The sequence below is a fragment of the Achromobacter piechaudii NBRC 102461 genome, assembly GCF_001571245.1.
Lineage (GTDB): Bacteria > Pseudomonadota > Gammaproteobacteria > Burkholderiales > Burkholderiaceae_B > Achromobacter > Achromobacter piechaudii.
In genome coordinates this window covers 1,094,051-1,112,066 of record NZ_BCTK01000006.1, presented here as the reverse complement: position 1 = coordinate 1,112,066, position 18,016 = coordinate 1,094,051, and the positions used below count along the sequence as shown (strand labels likewise).

Genomic DNA, 18,016 nt, shown 5'->3' with positions numbered 1-18,016 from the left:
AATCTTCGTCAATGCGTCACCGATATTTTTTTCGGGCAAGATGGCAAATCGCCTTGCGCGCATCTTCATGTACTGTTTAAATTCGACGCGTAAGCCCCTAATTCATCTGGACTTTTCCTGAACCGACGAAACGCCGGCTTAAGAAATACTTTTTCACAGACTGACAAGCCTGCTCAACCATGGCATTTTCCTGGAAACGTGCAATTGCGAACGCGGTAGCGCCGGCAGCGCTGGCGCTGTGCGCGCTCCTGCCCCCCGCCGCGCAAGCCGCGAAAAATTCAGACCCTTGCAAGACGAACGCCAAGTCGGCGGCTTGCAAGGCGCAACAAGCCAAGAAGGCCCCTGCCCCGAAGGCCAGTTCCGGTAAGACCTCGGCCGGCAAGCAAGCCGCGCCTAAATCGTCTTCGACCGCCAAGAAAGCCCCGCCCAAGTCCTCGTCCACCGCCAAGAAAGCGCCGCCCAAAGGCGGCAAGCAGGTCGCCGCGAAAGACACGCCGCCCAAGAAGGGCGCGGCCACGGGCAAGAACGGCAAACCGAACAAACCCGCTCGTGGACAGCGCGTAGCGGCCGCCTCCGCTGCCATGCCGCCGCCCGCCTCATCAGTGCGTGCCGAAGCCGCCGCGCTGCGTTCCAGCACCGCCTACGTGCAAGACCTGGAAACGTCGACGGTCCTGTTCGCCAAGAACGAAAACGTGGTCCGCCCCATCGCGTCCATCTCCAAGCTGATGACCGCCGTGGTCGTGGTCGACGCGAACCTGCCGATGGACGAAATGCTTGAGATCACCGACGACGACGTCGATGGCCTGAAGCACACCACCTCACGCCTGCGCGTGGGCACCAAGCTGTCGCGCGGCGACATGCTGCATCTGGCGCTGATGTCGTCCGAGAACCGCGCGGCCAACGCGTTGGGTCGCCATTACCCGGGCGGCCTGCCGGCTTTCGTGGCCGCGATGAACGCCAAGGCGCAGTCGCTGGGCATGACCAGCACGCGCTTCATCGAACCGACCGGCCTGTCCAGCAACAACGTATCGTCGCCGCACGATCTGGCGCGCCTGCTGCGCGCGGCCTCGCAACGCCCGCTTATCCACCGCTACTCGACCGACACCGAGTACGACGTTGAAATCAACAACCGCACGCAGACCTTCCGCAACACCAATCTGCTGGTGCGCAAGCCCGACTGGGACATCAAGGTGTCCAAGACCGGCTACATCAACGAAGCCGGCGAATGCCTGGTGATGCTGGCCCGTATCAATGGCCGCGATCTGGCCATCGTGCTGCTGGATTCGCAGGGCAAGCTGTCGCGCATCGGCGATGCCGTACGCATCCGCCGTATCGTGCAGAATGAAGTGGCCCTGGCCTCGATTCAACCAGGCGGTTGATCGCGCAACGCCGCGCCGCAAAGAAAAAGGCCCGATCTGATCGGGCCTTTTTCTTTGGGTACGTTCAGGCTGCCTCGCGCCGCTTGGGTCGCAGCGGTTCGGCGTCGAACAGGGATGCGGGCAGGCCTTGCAACACAGTTTGCGGATTCAAGGATTGGATCGGCACGGCCGCGTCGCGGGGAATCCGGCCATCGGCTTGCAGCAGTTGATAGCGCAGGCAGCACACGCGCAGGAAGGAAGTGAAATTGGCGGCCTCGCCCCGGTATTCGATGAGCTCGTCGTAGAGGCGCTCGATGAGTTGCGTGACGCGCATGCCGTCGCGCCCGGCGATCTCTTCCAGCGTCTGCCAGAACAATTGCTCCAGCCGCAAGCTGGTGGCCACGCCATGCAGGCGCAGCGAACGGGTCTCGGGCGCGTACGATTGCTCGCTGGCGCGGATGAAGATTTCACACATGGGAGGACTCCTGCGGCGCGGTGCGAGGGCGCTGGGCCCGGCGATGCGCGTGCGATGGATCACTGTACGACGTTTGCCGCGGCGGCTGCAAGATGCCTGCGCCGGCCTCATGAATCTGCAACCACACGTTTCTCTACGCCCTTCCATCCACCCATGGTTGATATAAGTCATGGATTAAAAGTTGTTGTCGTTCGAGCATGGGGAAACTGACCTGACTTCGGAGGTAGAGATGGATAGCACCATGAAAGCCGCAGTGGCGCGCGCATTCGGCGAGCCGCTGGTGATCGAAGAAGTTGCGGTACCCCGCCCCGGCCCCGGCGAATTGCTGGTCAAGATCGAAGCCTGCGGCGTTTGCCATACCGACCTGCATGCCGTGCAAGGCGACTGGCCCGTCAAACCCAATCCGCCTTTCATTCCCGGCCACGAAGGAGTGGGCCACGTGGTGGCGGTGGGCGCGGGTGTCACCCATGTGAAGGAAGGCGACCGCGTCGGCATCCCCTGGTTGTATTCCGCCTGCGGCCATTGCGAACATTGCCTGGGCGGCTGGGAAACGCTGTGCGAGCAACAGCAGAACGCCGGTTATTCCGTCAATGGCGGGTTCGCGCAATACGCGCTGGCCGCCGCCGACTACGTGGGCTTGCTGCCCAAGAATGTCGGCTTCGTCGATATCGCGCCGGTGCTGTGCGCGGGCGTCACCGTCTACAAAGGCCTGAAGATGACAGACACGCGGCCCGGCAACTGGGTCGTGATTTCGGGCATTGGCGGCCTGGGCCATATGGCGGTGCAATATGCGCGGGCCATGGGCCTGAACGTAGCGGCGGTCGACATCGACGATGACAAGCTGGATCTGGCCCGCCGCCTGGGGGCCGAAGTGACCGTCAATGCCAAGACCACCGATCCCGCCGCGTACCTGAAACGCGAAATCGGCGGCGCGCATGGCGCGCTGATCACCGCCGTGTCGCCCAAGGCGTTCGAGCAGGCGATGGGCATGGTTCGCCGTGGCGGCACCGTGGCGCTCAATGGCTTGCCGCCCGGAGACTTCCCGCTGTCCATCTTCGACATGGTGCTGAACGGCGTGACCGTGCGAGGCTCCATCGTGGGCTCGCGCCTGGACTTGCAAGAGTCGCTGCAATTTGCCGAAGAAGGCAAGGTACACGCCACCGTCTCCACGGATCGGCTGGAGAACATCAACAACGTGTTCGACCGCATGAAGAAGGGGCAGATCGAAGGACGCGTGGTGCTCGATTTCGCCTGAGCGGCGTTGGCAGGACGATGAATGCAAAGGCTCCCGGTGCAGACATGCGCCGGGAGCCTTGTCGTTTCTGGCGGCAATCGCGGGAATCGGCGATGGCCGCGCGTTGCTGGCTCAGTGCGTGATCTTCGTGCCCAATACCGCCAGGAATTGAGACAGCCAGGCCGGGTGCGCGGGCCAGGCCGGCGCGGTGACCAGGTTGCCATCGGTATAGGCCTGGTCGATGCCGATTTCGGCGTAGGTGCCGCCGGCCAGGCGCACTTCGGGTGCGCAGGCGGGATACGCCGAGCAGGTGCGGCCCTTCAGGATGCCGGCGGCGGCCAGCAACTGCGCGCCGTGGCAGACGGCGGCAATCGGTTTGCCGGCCTGATCGAAATAACGCACGATATCCAGCACTTTTTCATTCAAGCGCAGGTATTCCGGAGCGCGGCCGCCCGGAATGACAAGACCGTCGTAGGAAGACGGCTCGACGCGATCGAAATCGAAATTCAGCGCGAAGTTGTGGCCGCGCTTTTCGCTATAGGTTTGCGCGCCTTCGAAATCGTGGATGGCCGTTGCAATCGAGTCGCCGGATTTCTTGTCCGGGCACACCGCATGGACCGTATGTCCTACCGCCAACAAGGTTTGGAACGGCACCATGGTTTCGTAATCTTCGGCGTAATCGCCGACCAGCATCAACAGTCTCTTGCTCATGATTGTCTCCTTGGATGAGGGGGCAGCCGGTTGCGCGCCCAGCGTGGGGACCCGGTTCTTGATGTTCTGCGAACCATTGTGCCCGGGTCGGCGGGGCCAGCGGTAGTAGCGGGATACCACTCGCCCCCTCTTACCCCCTCTTCTCAAGAGGCCAGCGTGCGCATTTCGGCGATCAGGTCGGCCTTGCCCTCGAAACCGATGCCCGGCAGGGGCGGCAGATCGACATAGCCGTCGCGCACCTTTACGCCATCGGGAAAGCCGCCGTAGGGCTGGAACAGGTCGGGATAGCTTTCGTTGCCGCCCAGGCCAAGGCCAGCCGCAATTGCCAGCGACATCTGGTGGCCGCCATGCGGAATGCAGCGCGCGGGCGACCAGCCGTTTTCGCGGAGCATGTCCAGCGTGCGCAGGTATTCGACCAGCCCGTAGCTCAAGGCGCAGTCAAATTGCAGCCAGTCGCGGTCGGGCCGCATGCCGCCGTAACGGATGAGATTGCGCGCGTCCTGCATCGAGAACAGATTTTCGCCAGTGGCCATGGACCCTTCGTAGACCTCGGCCAGCCGCGCCTGCAAGGCGTAGTCCAGCGGATCGCCCGCCTCTTCGTACCAGAAGAGCGGATAGTCGGACAGCGCGCGCGCATAGGCGACCGCCGTGTCGGTATCGAAGCGGCCGTTGGCATCCACCGCCAGTTGCTGGCCCGGCCCCAGTATCTTGAGCACGGCTTCGATGCGCGCGCAGTCTTCGGCCAGGGTCGCGCCCCCGATCTTCATCTTGACGACGGAATAGCCGCGCTCAAGATAGCTGGACATTTCGGCGCACAGCCCGTCCAGACCCTTGCCCGGATAGTAGTAGCCGCCAGCCGCGTACACGAAGACGCGCGGATTGGGCGTGCCCGTGCCGTAGCGCTCGGCCAGCAACTGGTACAGCGGCTTGCCGGCGATTTTCGCGACGGCGTCCCACACGGCCATGTCCAGCGTGCCCACCGCCACCGAGCGTTCGCCATGCCCGCCCGGTTTCTCGTTGATCATCATCCGGTTCCAGATCTTGTGCGGGTCCAGGTTCTGGCCGGTCTCGTCGATCAGCGAGGCGGGATCGGCTTCAAGCAGACGCGGCAGGAAGCGTTCACGGATCAGCCCGCCCTGGCCGTAGCGGCCGTTGGAATTGAAGCCGTAGCCGATGACCGGGCGGCCATCGCGCACCACATCGGTCACCACGGCGACCAGGCTCAACGTCATCTTGGAAAAATCGATGTAGGCGTTGCGGATATCAGAACGGATCGGACGGGTGGACTCACGGATATCTACGATTTTCATAACGGACTTCCTTGGTTTGGTATCAGAGATTCAGCGTGGCAGCGATGCGCCGCCGCAGATGGCGATGTCCTGCCCGGTGATGGCGGCGGCTTCGGGCGACAGCAAGAACTGCACCAGCGCGGCGATTTCCTCGGGCTGTATCAACCTGCCGATGGGTGGCAGGCGCGGCGCGCTCGCCGCGCGCGCGGGGTCTTGCAACATGCCGGTCTGCGTGGCGGCGGGTGACACCACGTTCACCGTGACGCCCTGCGGCGCAAGCTCCGCCGCCCAGCTGCGCGCAAGCGCCACCAGCGCGGCCTTGGACGCCGCATACTGGCTGCGGCCGGGCATGCCCTGGGCCACCCGGCTGCCGACCAGCACCACGCGGCCCGCGCCGCGCGTGGCCATCTCAGGCGCCAGCACCTGCGCCAGCCGCACCGCAACGTCAACGTGCAGCTTCCACATGCGTTCGCCATCAAGCGGGTCCAATTGCGCCAGTGGCCCCACCCGCAGGATCCCCGCCGCATGCACCAGCGCGTCGACCTGCGCCCCGCCGCCCTTGAGCATTTCCAGCGCCGCGCCGGTTGCATCCGCATCGCACAAGTCGACCGTGACGTGGCGGTAGGCGGCGTGCTGGACGGCGGCCGGCCCGATGTCCAGGCCAGCCACCCGCCAGCCTGCCTGCAACAGCCGCTGCGCGATGGCCAGGCCGATGCCGCCCGACGCGCCGGTCACTACGGCCAGGCCGGCATTGCGTTCATTCGACATGAATACGGCCCTCGTCCACGATCTTGCGCGAACGCGCCATGTCGTCTTTCTGGAAGCGGGCGAACGCGGCGGACGAACCCGGCGTCAAGGACACGCCCAGCGCTTCGTACTTGGCCGTCATGCCCGACGCAAGCGCCTTGTTGACCTCGGCGTTCAATTTCTCGACCACGGGTGCGGGCGTGCCGGCCGGCGCCCACAGCCCATACCAGCTGTAGAACTGGTAGCCGGGCAGCACCTCGCCCACGGTCGGCACCTCGGGCAGATTGGGCAGGCGCGCGTCGGACGTCACGGCCAGGATCTTGACCATGCCGCTCTTGTAATACGACATGGCGCCCAGCACCGGGTCGATGAACCCGTCGATGCGCCCGCCCACCAGATCTTGCAAAGCGGGAGACGTGCCGCGATACGGAATGACGGTATAGTCCAGGCCGCCCTGGCGCTTGAGCAGTTCGGTGGCCAGATGGCCGGCCGACCCGATGGACCCGACCGCGAACGTCAGCTTGCCCGGGTTCTGCCGTGCGTAGACGAGCAGGCCGGCCAGGTCCTTGACCGGCAGGTCTTTCTTGACCGATACCGACAAGGGCGCTTTGCCCGCCATGGCCACCGGCACGAAATTCTTGTCCACGTCGAACGGCACCGACTTCATGGTCATGGGCGCCGTGGTGAACGTCGAGGCGTTGAACAGCAAGGTGTAGCCATCGGCCGGCGACTTGGCGACCACGTCCGCGCCGATGATGCCGTTGCCCCCCGAGCGGTTTTCCACAATGAAGCTCTGGCCGGTCTGCTCGCTGAGTTTCTGCGCCAGATCGCGGCCCAGCATGTCCAGCGTGCCGCCCGGCGGAAACGGAATCACGAAGCGGACCGGGCGTGCGGGGTACGGGTCCTGCGCATGCGCGAGGCCGCCCGCCAGTCCGATGCACAGCGCAACGATGGCGCGCAACGCGTTTCTTTTCTGCATGGTGTGTCTCCTCTTATGATTTTCGGTGGCGGCATCGTGACGCGGTATGGCTCAAGACCATCCGCGTGCTTGCGTGCCGCCGCAAGGGCAGGACGTGTTCAGCGGGCCAGCAGATTCGCGTTCGTGAGCGCGGCGCGCAAGGCCGCAAGCTCGCCCGGGCCCGGGGCCTCGGTGGGCGGGCGCACCGTTGCGTTCTCCAGCACGCCGGCCAGATACATGCCGGCCTTCATGCGGGCATGCGCTTCGCCAGTCGGTTCGCCGCCGCCATACACCGCGTCCTTGAGCGGAGTGATCAAGGCCTGCACCTGTTGCGCGCGCTTGAGATCGCCAGCCTTGACCGCGTCCCACAGATCGATGATCAGCTGCGGGATGAAGGTGGCGAATCCGACCAGCGCGCCGTCCACGCCCTGCACCATCGAGGCCAGCAGGTATTCGTCATGGCAGGTCAGGATGGCCTTGGACGCATCGGCCTCGCGCAGCGCCTGGATGTCGCGCGCATATTTGTTCATGTCGCGCTGACCCACCTTGAACGCCTGCACGTACGGCAAGCGCGCCAGATCGGCCAGCAGTTGCGATGAGTACGACGCGCGCGTCCAGGCGGGGTAGACGTGGCAGACCAGGTCCAGGTCGGGCGCGGCCTGGTGGATGGCATGAAAGTAATCCAGCGCATGGCCGGGCGTGAAGCCGAAGCGCAGCCAGTGGTGCGGCGGCATGACGTCCAGCGCGGCCGCGCCCGCTTCGCGCGCGGCGCGGGCATGTTCGGCCGCCTCGGCAATGCCTTCGCACACAATCGAGGAAATCACCGGCAGCTTGCCGCGCAGCTCATCGGCCACGATGCGCGTGACCTGCGCGCGCTCGGACGGCGTCAGGGAAAACACCTCGCCCGTGTGGCCGTTGGTCATGACGGCGACCACGCCCTCATGGCCGGCCAGCCACGAGGCCAGACGGCGCAGGGCCGGCTCGTCGATCCGGTGATCGGCTGTGAAGGGGCAGGAAATCGCCGGGATAATGCCGCGATAGTTCGAGATGGAAGGCATGCTCTGTCTCCGAGTCTTGTGTGTGGGGGAATGGCAGTTATCATCGCGGTAGCCCCTCGCGGCCGTCCAATACTCGAAATGCATAGAATTATTTTTGCTGCGGCGCACACACCCGCACACGCCTCATGGGACCCGGAAACAGACCGCTGGACATGAATTGGCTGGAGGACTTTTGTTCACTGGCCGAGACAGGAAGTTTTTCGCGCGCGGCTCAGGCGCGCGTCATTGCGCAGCCCGCATTCAGCCGCCACATCCGGGCGCTTGAGGAATGGGTTGGCGCGGATCTGTTCGACCGCAGCACGCACCCGACCGAGCTGACCGCCGCCGGGCAGAAATTCCTGCCGCTGGTGCGCCAGGTGATGGCCGATCTGGAAGCGGCGCGCATCAAGGCCATGGCGGCGCACGCCCAGCAAGGCGCCAGCCTGCGCTTCGCCGCCACGCATCTGTTGTCGCTGACTTTTTTTCCGAAGTGGCTCAGGGGGCTGGAAGCCAATCTTGACGTCGGCGCCATCCAGATGATGTCCGACAGTTTCCAGGCTTGCGAAGATCTGATGGCGCAGCGCCGCGTGCAGTTTCTGCTGTGCCACCGCCATCCGCAGGTGGCCAGCCGGCTGGATGAAATCTCTTATCCCAAGGCGCGCCTGGGCAGCGATGTGCTGGTTCCGGTCAGCGCGCCCGCGTCAGACAGCCAAGCCGGCGCGCCCCTGCACAGTCTGGCCGGCGACGGCCCGGTGCCCTTTCTTGCATATGGGCCGCCCTCGGGGCTGGGCCGCATCGTGACGAGCCAATTGCGGTACACGCCCATGCGCATCGAGCGCATCCAGAGCACGTTCGTCGGACCGCACGCCACCTTGCTGCGCTCAATGGCGCTGCAAGGCCGGGGTATTGCATGGCTGCCCGAGATGCTGGTGCACGATGATCTGGTGCACGGCAGCCTGGTGCGCGCGGGTGATACGCAGTGGGACATTCCGCTGGAAATCTGCCTGTTCCGCCAGCCTACCGAGATGGCGCCGGTGGCCGAGAAGCTCTGGACCCTGGTGAAGGCGGCGGAGCCGGCGCGCTAGCCCGGAAGCGACGCCTTCAAAGCGCCGCGTGCCCCTCTGCGGCCTTACTCCAGCGCCACCGACACCGGCTTGGCGCCCAGCACGGTGACCAGCACGTTGGGATCGATGCCGATCAGATACCCCCGGCGCCCGCCGTTGATGTAGACGACCGGGTAAGTCAGCACGTCGGCCTCGACCCACACCGGCATCTTCTTGCGCGTGCCGAACGGCGAGGTGCCGCCCACCTGATAGCCGGAATGCCGCTGCGCCACTTCGGGCTTGCAGGGCTCGACCTTTTTCAAGCCGGCCTGACGCGCCAGGTTCTTGGTGGAGACCTCGCGGTCGCCGTGCATGACCACGATCAGCGGCTTGGCGGATTCATCCTCCATCACCAGCGTCTTGACCACCGCATGCGGGTCCAGGCCCAGCTGGCGCGCGGCTTCACCGGCGCCGCCGTGGTCCACGTAGTCGTAGGTGTGTTCGGTGTAGGCAATCTTGTGCTGCTTGAGCAGCTGGGTGGCGGGCGTTTCGGAAACGTGGCGGGCTTTGCTCATGGGTAGGCCGGATCAAAGACAGGAATCAGGGGATGCAAGTGGCGCTAACCGCGCGGATGATGGGCGGCGTGCAGCGCCTTGAGCCGTTCGCGCGCCACGTGCGTGTAGATCTGCGTGGTGGAGATATCGGCGTGGCCCAGCAGCATCTGCACCACGCGCAAGTCTGCGCCATGATTCAACAAATGGGTGGCGAACGCGTGACGCAGTACGTGCGGCGACAGCGGCGCATGGATATCGGCCAGCAAGGCGTATTTTTTCACCAGTTGCCAGAACGCCTGCCGCGACATGGCTTCGGCTCGGCCGGTGATGAACAGCGCATCGCTCTGCCGCCCTGCCGCCAGCTCGGGGCGAGCGGTTTTCGAGTACAGGTCAATCCAGTGGGCCGCTTCCGCGCCCAGCGGCACCAAGCGGTCCTTGCCGCCCTTGCCCAGCACCACGCGCACCACGCCTTCGTTCAGGCTGACATCCAGTGCGCGCACCCCCACCAGTTCGGACACGCGCAGACCGGTGGCGTACAGCGTTTCAAGCATGGCGCGGTCGCGCAGGCCGCGCGGCTGCGTGGCGTCGGGCGCGCGCAGCAAGGCGTCCACCTGCTGCTCGGACAAGGTCTTGGGCAGGCGGGGCGGCTGCTTGGCCGCGACCAGCGTCAGGCAGGGATCGCGCTGCGAACGGTGCTCGCGCAACGCCCAGGCGAAAAAGCGCCGCAGCGCCGCCAGCCGGCGGTTGGCGGTGGTGGCGCGGGTTTCTTCGTGACGGAAGGCAAACCAGGCTTCGATGTCGGCCTTTTGCGCGTCGCAAAGCGGTTTGGCCGGCCCCACGGGCAAGGCGTGTTCGCCGGCCGCGTCGCCATGGCGGTCGGCCATTTCGCGGGCATAGGCTTGCGGGTCTTCGAGCCAGCGCGCAAAGCCGGTCAGGTCGCGGCGATAGGCGGCCAGCGTATTGGCGGACAGGCCGTCTTCCAGCCACACGGCGTCGATGAAGGCGTCGATATCGGCTTGCGAGGCTAAGGGTGGGCGGGTGGTCGACATAGGCGGGTGCGGCATTTTAAGACGTTCCGGAGAGGTATCGGGCCAGATACCGGCCTATCGTTCCCCCACCCCCGCCGCCGCCGATTTGAGCCAGGTTTCGAACAGCTTGAGCGCATCCGAGCGTTCACTTCGCTGGGGATACCCGAAGTAATAACCCTGGCTGACGGTCAACGACTGCGGCACAGGCATCGCCAGCGTGCCCTGGTCCAGCGCCGGCTGCGCCAGAAAGCGCGGCATCAACCCCACGCCCAGGCCGGCCTGCACGGCCGCCATCACCATGGTGAACAGTTCATAGCGCGGCCCGCCCGCGGCCTGGGGACCATAGAGATGGTTGTTGGCGCCGTACCACTGGCGCCAGGCGTCGGGGCGCGAGGCCAGATGCAGATGCGTCATGCCGGCCAGCACGCTGACGCCGGCTTGCGCCGCCTGGGCGGCGCGCTCGGCCAGGGCCGGCGCGCATACCGGCACCAATTCGCGTTCGGGAAACAGCAGCACGCCCTGGGTGCCGGGCCACAAGGCGTCGCCGTGATACAGCGCGCCGTCGAAGGGCTGATCCTTGAACTGGAAGGGCAAGGTGCGCACCGACAGGCTGACGGTGATGTCCGCGTGCGCTTCCTGAAAATCGGCCAGACGAGGGATCAGCCAGGTGGTGGCCAGCGTGGGCACTACCGCAATGTGGATGCTGCGGCCCATGCCCGTGCGGCTGACCAGGCCAAACGTGTCTTTTTCGATCTGGTCCAGATGGTGACGGATGCGCCCGGCGTATTCAGCGCCGTGGTCGGTCAGCACGATGCGCCGCCGCACCCGGGTGAACAACTGCACGCCCAGTCGCGCTTCCAGGCTGGCAACCTGCCGGTACACGGCGCTGTGCGTCAGGGACAGTTCCTCGGCGGCGCGCGAAAAACTGCCCAGGCGGGCCGATGCCTCGAACGCCTGCAAGGCGGTCAGATTGGGGATGCCGTTTCTCATGGACCAAAACTGCCTGAAACCGGCCGGAACCGGGCGCGCCGACTGGCGCGACGCAACGAGGCACTACGTGCCGGGGAATCAATAGATTGTGCAATTTTATCAATTGCGTTGTGCGGCCAGGGCACATATCCTCGGGAGTCTTATCCTCGGCTCACCACGACACCCCACCATGTCTCAGCAAGATTCCCGCCTTGGCGGTCACATTCTGGTCGACCAACTGGTCGCCCAGGGCGTCAAACACGTTTTCTGCGTTCCCGGCGAAAGCTACCTGGCGGTGCTGGATGGCCTGCACGATGCTGACATCAAAGTCACGGTGTGCCGCCAGGAAGGCGGCGCGGCCATGATGGCCGATGCGCACGGCAAGCTCACCGGCGAACCCGGCATCTGCATGGTGACCCGTGGCCCGGGCGCGTCCAACGCGCTGGCCGGCGTGCACATCGCCAAACAGGATTCCACGCCGATGATTCTGTTCGTCGGCCAGATCGAACGCGGCATGCGCGAACGCGAAGCCTTCCAGGAAATGGACTACCGCGCCGTGTTCGGCACGCAGGCCAAGTGGGTCACCGAGATCGACCAGGTCGAACGCATTCCCGAACTGATCTCGCGCGCCTTCCACATCGCCACGTCCGGCCGTCCCGGCCCCGTCGTGATCGCGCTGCCCGAAGACATGCTGGTCGAAGCCGCCAAGGTGGCCGACGCCCCGCGCTACGAATTGATCGAATCCGCGCCCACGGCCGGCCAGTTGGCCGACCTGGAAAAACTGCTGGCCGACGCCAAGAACCCCGTCGCCATCCTGGGCGGCACCCGCTGGGACGCCCGCGCGGTGCAGCAGTTCGCCGACTTCGCGCAGCGCCATGCGCTGCCCACGGCGGTGTCGTTCCGTCGCCAGATGCTGTTCCCGGCCGACCACCCGTGCTTTATCGGCGACGTGGGCCTGGGCATCAACCCGGCGCTGCTCAAGCGCGTGGCCGACGCCGACCTGATCCTGCTGGTGGGCGGCCGCATGTCCGAGAACCCCAGCCAGGCTTACACGCTGATGGACATCCCCGTGCCCAAGCAAAAGCTGGTGCACGTGCATCCCGACACCGCCGAGCTGGGCCGCGTGTATCGCGCCACGCTGGCGATCAACACGTCGCCCGCTGCCTTCGCCGAATCGCTTGGCGGCGTCAAAGCGCCCGCCAAGCCGGTCTGGGCGGAAGGCACGCAAGCCATGCGCGAGTCGTACCTCAAATGGAGCGACCCGGCATCGATCACCACGCCGGGCGCATTGCAGATGGGTCAGGTGATGGCCTATCTGGAAAAGACGTTGCCGGCCGACGCCATCATGACCAACGGCGCAGGCAACTACGCCACCTGGCTGCACCGCTTTCACCGCTTCACCCGCTTTGGCACCCAACTGGCCCCCACCTCGGGCTCGATGGGTTACGGCCTGCCGGCCGCCGTGGGCGCCAAGCGCGTATGGCCCGACAAAACCGTCGTGTGCTTTGCGGGCGACGGTTGCTTCCTGATGCACGGCCAGGAATTCGCCACCGCCGTCCAGTACGACCTGCCCATCATCGTGGTGCTGGTCGATAACGGCATGTACGGCACCATCCGCATGCACCAGGAAAAGCACTACCCCGGCCGCGTCTCCGCCACCGAACTGAAGAACCCCGATTTCGCCGACTACGCGCGCGCCTTCGGCGGCCACGGCGAACGCGTCGAAACCACCGATCAATTCGGCCCGGCGTTCGAACGCGCGCTGGCCAGCGGCAAGCCCGCCATCCTGCATTGCTTCATCGACCCTGAAACCATCACCCCGTCGACGACCTTGGAAAAGATCCGCGACGCGGCGCTCAAAGCCCAGCACTGATACCCCGACCGGCCGGCAAACAGGCGGCGCGCCCAGGCGCGCCGCCCGCGCAAACCCGAACTTGCCGCCCGAATTATTTTAGGTTTAAACTTTCTAGATTCCGATTACGGAAATCCATAGCGGAGACCCAGCATGTCCTCGAATCCTTCTTTTCAATGGCAAGATCCCCTGTTGCTGGACCAGCAACTGACCGAAGAAGAACGCATGGTGCGCGACGCCGCCTATGCCTATTCGCAGGACAAGCTTGCCCCCCGCGTGCTGAACGCCTTCCGCAACGAGAAGACCGATCCGGAAATCTTCTCGGAAATGGGCGAACTCGGCCTGCTCGGCGCCACCATTCCTGAAGCCTACGGCGGCGCGGGCATGAACTACGTCAGCTACGGCCTGATCGCCCGCGAAGTCGAACGCATCGACTCCGGCTACCGCTCGATGATGAGCGTGCAGTCCTCGCTGGTGATGGTGCCGATCAACGAATTCGGCAGCGAAGCGCAAAAGCAGAAGTACCTGCCCAAGCTGGCTCGCGGCGAATGGATCGGCTGCTTCGGCCTGACCGAACCCAACCACGGTTCCGACCCCGGCGGCATGGAAACCCGCGCCGTCAAGACGTCCGACGGCTACAAGATTTCCGGCAACAAGATGTGGATCACCAACTCGCCCATCGCCGATGTGTTCGTGGTGTGGGCCAAGTGCGTCGGCGGCGACTTCGACGGCAAGATCCGCGGCTTCATCCTGGACAAGGGCATGAAGGGCCTGTCGGCCCCGGCCATCCACGGCAAGGTTGGCCTGCGCGCCTCGATCACCGGCGAAATCGTCATGGACGAAGTGGAAGTGTCCGAAGACCAGATGATGCCGGGCGTGTCCGGCCTGAAGGGTCCGTTCACCTGCTTGAACTCCGCCCGCTACGGCATCGCCTGGGGCGCTGTCGGCGCCGCCGAAGCTTGCTGGCACACCGCCCGCCAGTACACGCTGGACCGCAAGCAGTTCGGCCGCCCCCTCGCCGCCAACCAGCTGATCCAGAAAAAGCTGGCCGACATGCAAACCGAAATCACGCTGGCCCTGCAAGGCTGCCTGCGTTTGGGCCGCATGAAGGACGAAGGCACCGCCGCCGTCGAAATCACCTCGATCATGAAGCGCAATTCCTGCGGCAAGGCGCTGGACATCGCCCGCCTGGCGCGCGACATGCTCGGCGGTAACGGCATCTCCGACGAGTTCGGCGTGGCCCGTCACCTGGTGAACCTGGAAGTGGTCAACACCTACGAAGGCACCCACGACGTGCACGCCCTGATCCTGGGCCGCGCGCAGACGGGCATCCAGGCGTTCTATTGATCGCTTGCCTGGCCTTTGAATGAAAAAACCGCCTTCGATCGAAGGCGGTTTTTCTTTGGGCCGCCGACGCGTGGGCAGCGGCGTGGGCGATACAGCGCTTAGTTCTCGCCCGACAGATCGAACAGGCTCGTCGCATCCATTTCCAGCACGCCTTCGTCGTGCTGGTTGATGACCGTCCACGACCACGTGATGATGCCCAGGTCGGGGCGCGAGGACGAGGTGCGCGCGCCTTGCACGCGCGCTTCCAGCCGCAGGGTGTCGCCCGGGCGCACCGGCGTGCGCCAGCGCACTTCGCCCAGGCCCGGCGAACCAAACGATTCCGAGTCATGCAGCGCCGCGTCCACGGCCATGCGCATGGCCAGCGCGCAGGTGTGCCACCCGCTGGCGATCAGCCCGCCCCAGCGCCCTTCCGCCGCGCGTTGCGGGTCGGTATGGAACCACTGCGGGTCGAACTTGCGGGCGAACTCCAGGATCTCGGCTTCGGTAATCGTGACGGGACCGGCCTTTATCAGCATGCCGTCCTTGAATTCAGCGAACTTCATTTGTTTTATTTCCCCCGAAAAGCAAGCGGCGCGCTCAAGGCGCGCCGTGGTCTTCACCACCTTCGTCTGGCACGAATGCCTGTTGGTGAACGACGCCGTTTTTACATGGCGCCAAGGTTAGGTGACGCTAGTAGGTCTCGAAATGCAGACGCCCTTCGCGGCGCAGCACATCGTGCAGAATAGACCAATCCTGCCCCGATTGCATCGTCACGTCACGCAAGGCGTCCAGCACGCCGACTTCCATCCCCTTCAAGCCGCACACGTAGATGCAGGTGTTACGGTCCGCCAGCAGCGCGCATACCTGCTCGGCGCGATCGCGGATCAGGTCCTGCACGTAGCGCTTGGGCTGCCCAGCCTCGCGCGACAGCGCAAGATTGATGTCGATGAAGTCGCGTGGCAGTTTCATCAGCGGGCCGAAGTACGGCAGTTCGCGTTCGGTGCGCGCGCCAAAGAACAGCATCAGCTTGCCGTTTTCGCCGGTATCGATGCGGCGTCGGTAGCGCTCGGTCATGGCGCGCATCGGCGCTGACCCGGTGCCCGTGCAGATCATGATGAGGTTGGCGCGCGGGTGGTTCGGCATCAGGAACGTGTGGCCGAAGGGGCCGATGACCTGCACGGTATCGTTCTTGGCCAGATCGCACAGGTAGTTGGAACACACGCCGTGCGCCGCCGCCCCGCCGTGGTTTTCGGTGACGCGCTTTACCGTCAAGGACAGGTTGTTGTAGCCGGCGCGCTCGCCATCGCGCGGACTTGCCAACGAATACTGGCGCGCGTGATGCGGGCGGCCCTGCGCGTCCAGCCCGGGGGGCAGGATGCCGATCGACTGCCCTTCCAACACCGGAAACGGCAACTCGCCGAAGTCCAGCACGATGTGGTGAATATCGCTTTCGGTGTCAGCGCCCGTCACGCGGTAGTTGCCCACGACGGTCGCCGTCATGGGCGTCTTGTGCGTGTACAGATTGACGTAGGGATGCGCGGCCGACCACGGCGGCACGCTGGCGCCGGCCGGCGTGAACGTGGCGGCGACGCCCGGCGCGCTGGCCGGCAAGGCCGCATCGGCGGCGGGCGCCAGCACGTCGGATTCCACGGCGGGCGTCGGCAGGGATTTTTCCTTGGGCAGCTCTTCCCAACCCAGCTGTTCCTGCACCGAATACGCTTCGCTGCGCACCATCAGCCGCCAGTTGTCGATCGACCCCGTCGGGCACGGCGGCACGCAGGCCATGCAGCCATTGCAGATGTCGGGGTCCACCACGTAGTTGTTGGAATCGTGCGTGATGGCGTCGACCGGACAGGTCTCTTCGCAGGTATTGCAGCGGATGCAGATCTCGGGATCGATCAGGTGCTGCCGGAGCACGTCTACGGGTAAGGGGGCGTTCATCGCGGTCTTCCCAATGCGCGGACAGGCGGCGCCAACGCGCCGCCCTCGACGCCTTCAGTTGAAACGGACGTAGTCAAAATTGACCGGCTGGCGGTTGATGCCCATGACGGGCGGCGCGATCCAGTTGGCGAATTTGCCGGGCTCGGTGACGCGCCCCATCAGCGAGGCGACAAACGCGCGGTCCTCGGGCGTGGGCAGCCACTTGTGGCTGTTCGCCTGCCATTGCGATTCAGACAGGATCTCGCCTTCGGGCGACATGCGGATGCCGGCCAACGTGCCGATCTGGCGGTTGAACGCCTTGTGCGGCACGTGCAGCCGGAACGGAATGCCGCTTTTCTCGATGACCTTGTTCCAGCGGCCGATGCCCGCGACGGAATCGCGGATGAAGTCGTCGCGCAGCACTTCGTTCAAGGCGTTCAGCATCGGCACTTCGACTTCATTGAGCTTGCCGTTGTTGACCGTCAGCACGCGATAGGTGTCGTTCTTCAGTTGATGGTCGTCGGTACGCTTGGATTCTTCATAGCGCCCTTTCAGGCCCGAACCATAGAAGATGGCGGCGTTCGAGGACTGGTCCGCGCCAAACAGATCGATGGTGACGCTGTAGTGGAAATTCAGGTAGCGCTGGATGGTGGGCAGGTCGATCACGCCGGCCGCGCGCACGCTTTCGGGGTCATCGGTCTTGAGCTGGTTCATCACTTCGCAAGTGCGCTGGATGACGCGCGAAATGCCGGACTCGCCCACGAACATGTGATGCGCTTCCTCGGTCAGCATGAACTTCGTGGTGCGAGCCAGCGGATCGAAGCTGGACTCGGCCAACGCGCACAGCTGGAACTTGCCGTCGCGGTCGGTGAAGTACGTGAACATGTAGAACGCCAGCCAGTCCGGCGTCTTTTCGTTGAACGCGCCCAGGATGCGCGGGTTGTCGGCATCGCCCGACGTGCGTTGCAACAGCGCATCGGCCTCTTCGCGGCCATCGCGGCCGAAATAGCGGTGCAGCAGATACACCATGGCCCATAAATGACGGCCTTCTTCGACGTTGATCTGGAACAGGTTGCGCAGGTCGTACTGCGACGGCGCGGTCAGGCCCAGGTGGCGCTGCTGCTCGATCGAGGCGGGCTCGGTGTCGCCCTGCGTCACGATGATGCGGCGCAGGTTGGCGCGATGTTCGCCGGGCACGTCCTGCCAGACGTCGCGGCCCATGTTCTCGCCGAAGTGGATCTTGCGCTGGCCGTCCTGCGGCGCCAGGAAAATACCCCAGCGGTAGTCCGGCATGCGCACGTGGTTGAAGTTGGCCCAGCCGTCGGGTTCCACGCTGACGGCCGTGCGCAGGTAGACATCGAAACCATGCGAGCCGTCGGGGCCCATGTCCTGCCACCATTGCAGGTAGTTGGGTTGCCAGTGTTCCAGCGCGCGTTGCAAGGTGCGGTCGCCGGACAAGTTGACGTTATTGGGGATCTTATCGGTGTAGTTGATTCCAGACATTGTCTCGCTCCT

General features: G+C 64.9%; 17 protein-coding genes. 5 read left to right on the top strand and 12 right to left on the bottom strand.

Going from position 1 to position 18,016, the window contains the following annotated elements; all coding sequences use genetic code 11:
* Positions 1–179 precede the first annotated feature (179 nt).
* A complete protein-coding gene (pbpG, locus tag API01S_RS17205; RefSeq protein ID WP_006221104.1) occupies positions 180–1,379 on the top strand; it encodes a D-alanyl-D-alanine endopeptidase in 1,200 nt (399 codons plus the stop codon).
* 64 nt (positions 1,380–1,443) lie between these two features.
* Here pbpG and API01S_RS17200 read toward each other — a convergent pair whose 3' ends face one another.
* The gene (locus API01S_RS17200) at positions 1,444–1,833 is read right to left on the bottom strand and encodes a ribbon-helix-helix domain-containing protein (RefSeq protein WP_061305435.1); all 390 of its coding nucleotides are present in this window, start codon (positions 1,831–1,833) and stop codon (positions 1,444–1,446) included.
* Positions 1,834–2,062: 229 nt separating this feature from the next.
* Here API01S_RS17200 and adhP point away from each other — a divergent pair, with 229 nt between their 5' ends.
* Positions 2,063–3,088, top strand: coding sequence for an alcohol dehydrogenase AdhP (gene adhP / locus API01S_RS17195; RefSeq protein ID WP_039883504.1), 1,026 nt, complete (start codon positions 2,063–2,065; stop codon positions 3,086–3,088).
* 111 nt (positions 3,089–3,199) lie between these two features.
* Here the strand turns inward: adhP and API01S_RS17190 are convergent, their stop codons facing one another.
* From API01S_RS17190 to API01S_RS17170, 5 genes are all read right to left on the bottom strand, one after another.
* Positions 3,200–3,778: a DJ-1/PfpI family protein gene (locus API01S_RS17190; protein ID WP_006221108.1), complete on the bottom strand. Its 579-nt coding sequence runs from the start codon at positions 3,776–3,778 to the stop codon at positions 3,200–3,202.
* A gap of 143 nt (positions 3,779–3,921) precedes the next feature.
* Entirely contained in the window at positions 3,922–5,088 is a 1,167-nt protein-coding gene (locus API01S_RS17185) for a mandelate racemase/muconate lactonizing enzyme family protein (protein ID WP_050730855.1), read from the bottom strand.
* A gap of 30 nt (positions 5,089–5,118) precedes the next feature.
* Positions 5,119–5,835, bottom strand: coding sequence for an SDR family NAD(P)-dependent oxidoreductase (locus API01S_RS17180; RefSeq protein WP_061305434.1), 717 nt, complete (start codon positions 5,833–5,835; stop codon positions 5,119–5,121).
* The gene (locus API01S_RS17175; protein WP_061305432.1) at positions 5,825–6,793 is read right to left on the bottom strand and encodes a Bug family tripartite tricarboxylate transporter substrate binding protein; all 969 of its coding nucleotides are present in this window, start codon (positions 6,791–6,793) and stop codon (positions 5,825–5,827) included. Before API01S_RS17175 ends, API01S_RS17180 begins: the two co-directional genes overlap by 11 nt.
* 98 nt (positions 6,794–6,891) lie before the next feature.
* On the bottom strand, positions 6,892–7,830 hold the full coding sequence (locus tag API01S_RS17170) for a dihydrodipicolinate synthase family protein (protein WP_006221112.1): 939 nt from the start codon (positions 7,828–7,830) through the stop codon (positions 6,892–6,894).
* A gap of 152 nt (positions 7,831–7,982) precedes the next feature.
* Between API01S_RS17170 and API01S_RS17165 the strand changes: the two genes are divergently transcribed.
* Positions 7,983–8,894: a LysR family transcriptional regulator gene (locus tag API01S_RS17165; protein ID WP_254598604.1), complete on the top strand. Its 912-nt coding sequence runs from the start codon at positions 7,983–7,985 to the stop codon at positions 8,892–8,894.
* A gap of 44 nt (positions 8,895–8,938) precedes the next feature.
* On the opposite strand, the gene ybaK is transcribed toward API01S_RS17165, so the two are convergent.
* The 3 genes from ybaK to API01S_RS17150 are packed head-to-tail and all read right to left on the bottom strand — an operon-like array spanning position 8,939 to position 11,424.
* Entirely contained in the window at positions 8,939–9,427 is a 489-nt protein-coding gene (gene ybaK, locus API01S_RS17160; RefSeq protein WP_061305426.1) for a Cys-tRNA(Pro) deacylase, read from the bottom strand.
* Positions 9,428–9,471: 44 nt separating this feature from the next.
* Positions 9,472–10,455: a site-specific tyrosine recombinase XerD gene (xerD, locus tag API01S_RS17155; protein ID WP_082306171.1), complete on the bottom strand. Its 984-nt coding sequence runs from the start codon at positions 10,453–10,455 to the stop codon at positions 9,472–9,474.
* Between the two features lie 54 nt (positions 10,456–10,509).
* Entirely contained in the window at positions 10,510–11,424 is a 915-nt protein-coding gene (locus API01S_RS17150; protein WP_006221116.1) for a LysR substrate-binding domain-containing protein, read from the bottom strand.
* A gap of 169 nt (positions 11,425–11,593) precedes the next feature.
* Here API01S_RS17150 and API01S_RS17145 point away from each other — a divergent pair, with 169 nt between their 5' ends.
* The gene (locus API01S_RS17145; protein WP_061305424.1) at positions 11,594–13,276 is read left to right on the top strand and encodes a thiamine pyrophosphate-binding protein; all 1,683 of its coding nucleotides are present in this window, start codon (positions 11,594–11,596) and stop codon (positions 13,274–13,276) included.
* Between the two features lie 132 nt (positions 13,277–13,408).
* Positions 13,409–14,602, top strand: a complete 1,194-nt coding sequence (locus API01S_RS17140; protein WP_006221118.1) for an acyl-CoA dehydrogenase — start codon at positions 13,409–13,411, stop codon at positions 14,600–14,602.
* 98 nt (positions 14,603–14,700) lie between these two features.
* On the opposite strand, the gene API01S_RS17135 is transcribed toward API01S_RS17140, so the two are convergent.
* From API01S_RS17135 to boxB, 3 genes are all read right to left on the bottom strand, one after another.
* Positions 14,701–15,144 carry a MaoC family dehydratase gene (locus API01S_RS17135; RefSeq protein ID WP_006221119.1) on the bottom strand — a complete coding sequence of 148 codons (444 nt, stop codon included), beginning with the start codon at positions 15,142–15,144 and terminating at the stop codon, positions 14,701–14,703.
* Positions 15,145–15,271: 127 nt separating this feature from the next.
* Positions 15,272–16,522, bottom strand: a complete 1,251-nt coding sequence (boxA, locus tag API01S_RS17130; RefSeq protein ID WP_061305422.1) for a benzoyl-CoA 2,3-epoxidase subunit BoxA — start codon at positions 16,520–16,522, stop codon at positions 15,272–15,274.
* Between the two features lie 54 nt (positions 16,523–16,576).
* Positions 16,577–18,004 (bottom strand): benzoyl-CoA 2,3-epoxidase subunit BoxB, encoded by a 1,428-nt coding sequence (gene boxB, locus API01S_RS17125; protein WP_006221121.1) that lies wholly within the window; start codon positions 18,002–18,004, stop codon positions 16,577–16,579.
* Between the last annotated feature and the right edge of the window lie 12 nt (positions 18,005–18,016).

Bases quoted from the DNA above. Each gene is read 5' to 3' on its own strand.
- API01S_RS17180 (WP_061305434.1), bottom strand. From the start codon at position 5,835: ATGTCGAATGAACGCAATGCCGGCCTGGCCGTAGTGACCGGCGCGTCG.
- API01S_RS17140 (WP_006221118.1), top strand. From the start codon at position 13,409: ATGTCCTCGAATCCTTCTTTTCAATGGCAAGATCCCCTGTTGCTGGAC.
- API01S_RS17185 (WP_050730855.1), bottom strand. From the start codon at position 5,088: ATGAAAATCGTAGATATCCGTGAGTCCACCCGTCCGATCCGTTCTGAT.
- API01S_RS17165 (WP_254598604.1), top strand. From the start codon at position 7,983: ATGAATTGGCTGGAGGACTTTTGTTCACTGGCCGAGACAGGAAGTTTT.
- API01S_RS17150 (WP_006221116.1), bottom strand. From the start codon at position 11,424: ATGAGAAACGGCATCCCCAATCTGACCGCCTTGCAGGCGTTCGAGGCA.
- adhP (WP_039883504.1), top strand. From the start codon at position 2,063: ATGGATAGCACCATGAAAGCCGCAGTGGCGCGCGCATTCGGCGAGCCG.
- API01S_RS17145 (WP_061305424.1), top strand. From the start codon at position 11,594: ATGTCTCAGCAAGATTCCCGCCTTGGCGGTCACATTCTGGTCGACCAA.
- API01S_RS17175 (WP_061305432.1), bottom strand. From the start codon at position 6,793: ATGCAGAAAAGAAACGCGTTGCGCGCCATCGTTGCGCTGTGCATCGGA.
- ybaK (WP_061305426.1), bottom strand. From the start codon at position 9,427: ATGAGCAAAGCCCGCCACGTTTCCGAAACGCCCGCCACCCAGCTGCTC.
- API01S_RS17190 (WP_006221108.1), bottom strand. From the start codon at position 3,778: ATGAGCAAGAGACTGTTGATGCTGGTCGGCGATTACGCCGAAGATTAC.
- boxB (WP_006221121.1), bottom strand. From the start codon at position 18,004: ATGTCTGGAATCAACTACACCGATAAGATCCCCAATAACGTCAACTTG.
- API01S_RS17135 (WP_006221119.1), bottom strand. From the start codon at position 15,144: ATGAAGTTCGCTGAATTCAAGGACGGCATGCTGATAAAGGCCGGTCCC.
- API01S_RS17200 (WP_061305435.1), bottom strand. From the start codon at position 1,833: ATGTGTGAAATCTTCATCCGCGCCAGCGAGCAATCGTACGCGCCCGAG.
- xerD (WP_082306171.1), bottom strand. From the start codon at position 10,455: ATGTCGACCACCCGCCCACCCTTAGCCTCGCAAGCCGATATCGACGCC.
- boxA (WP_061305422.1), bottom strand. From the start codon at position 16,522: ATGAACGCCCCCTTACCCGTAGACGTGCTCCGGCAGCACCTGATCGAT.
- pbpG (WP_006221104.1), top strand. From the start codon at position 180: ATGGCATTTTCCTGGAAACGTGCAATTGCGAACGCGGTAGCGCCGGCA.
- API01S_RS17170 (WP_006221112.1), bottom strand. From the start codon at position 7,830: ATGCCTTCCATCTCGAACTATCGCGGCATTATCCCGGCGATTTCCTGC.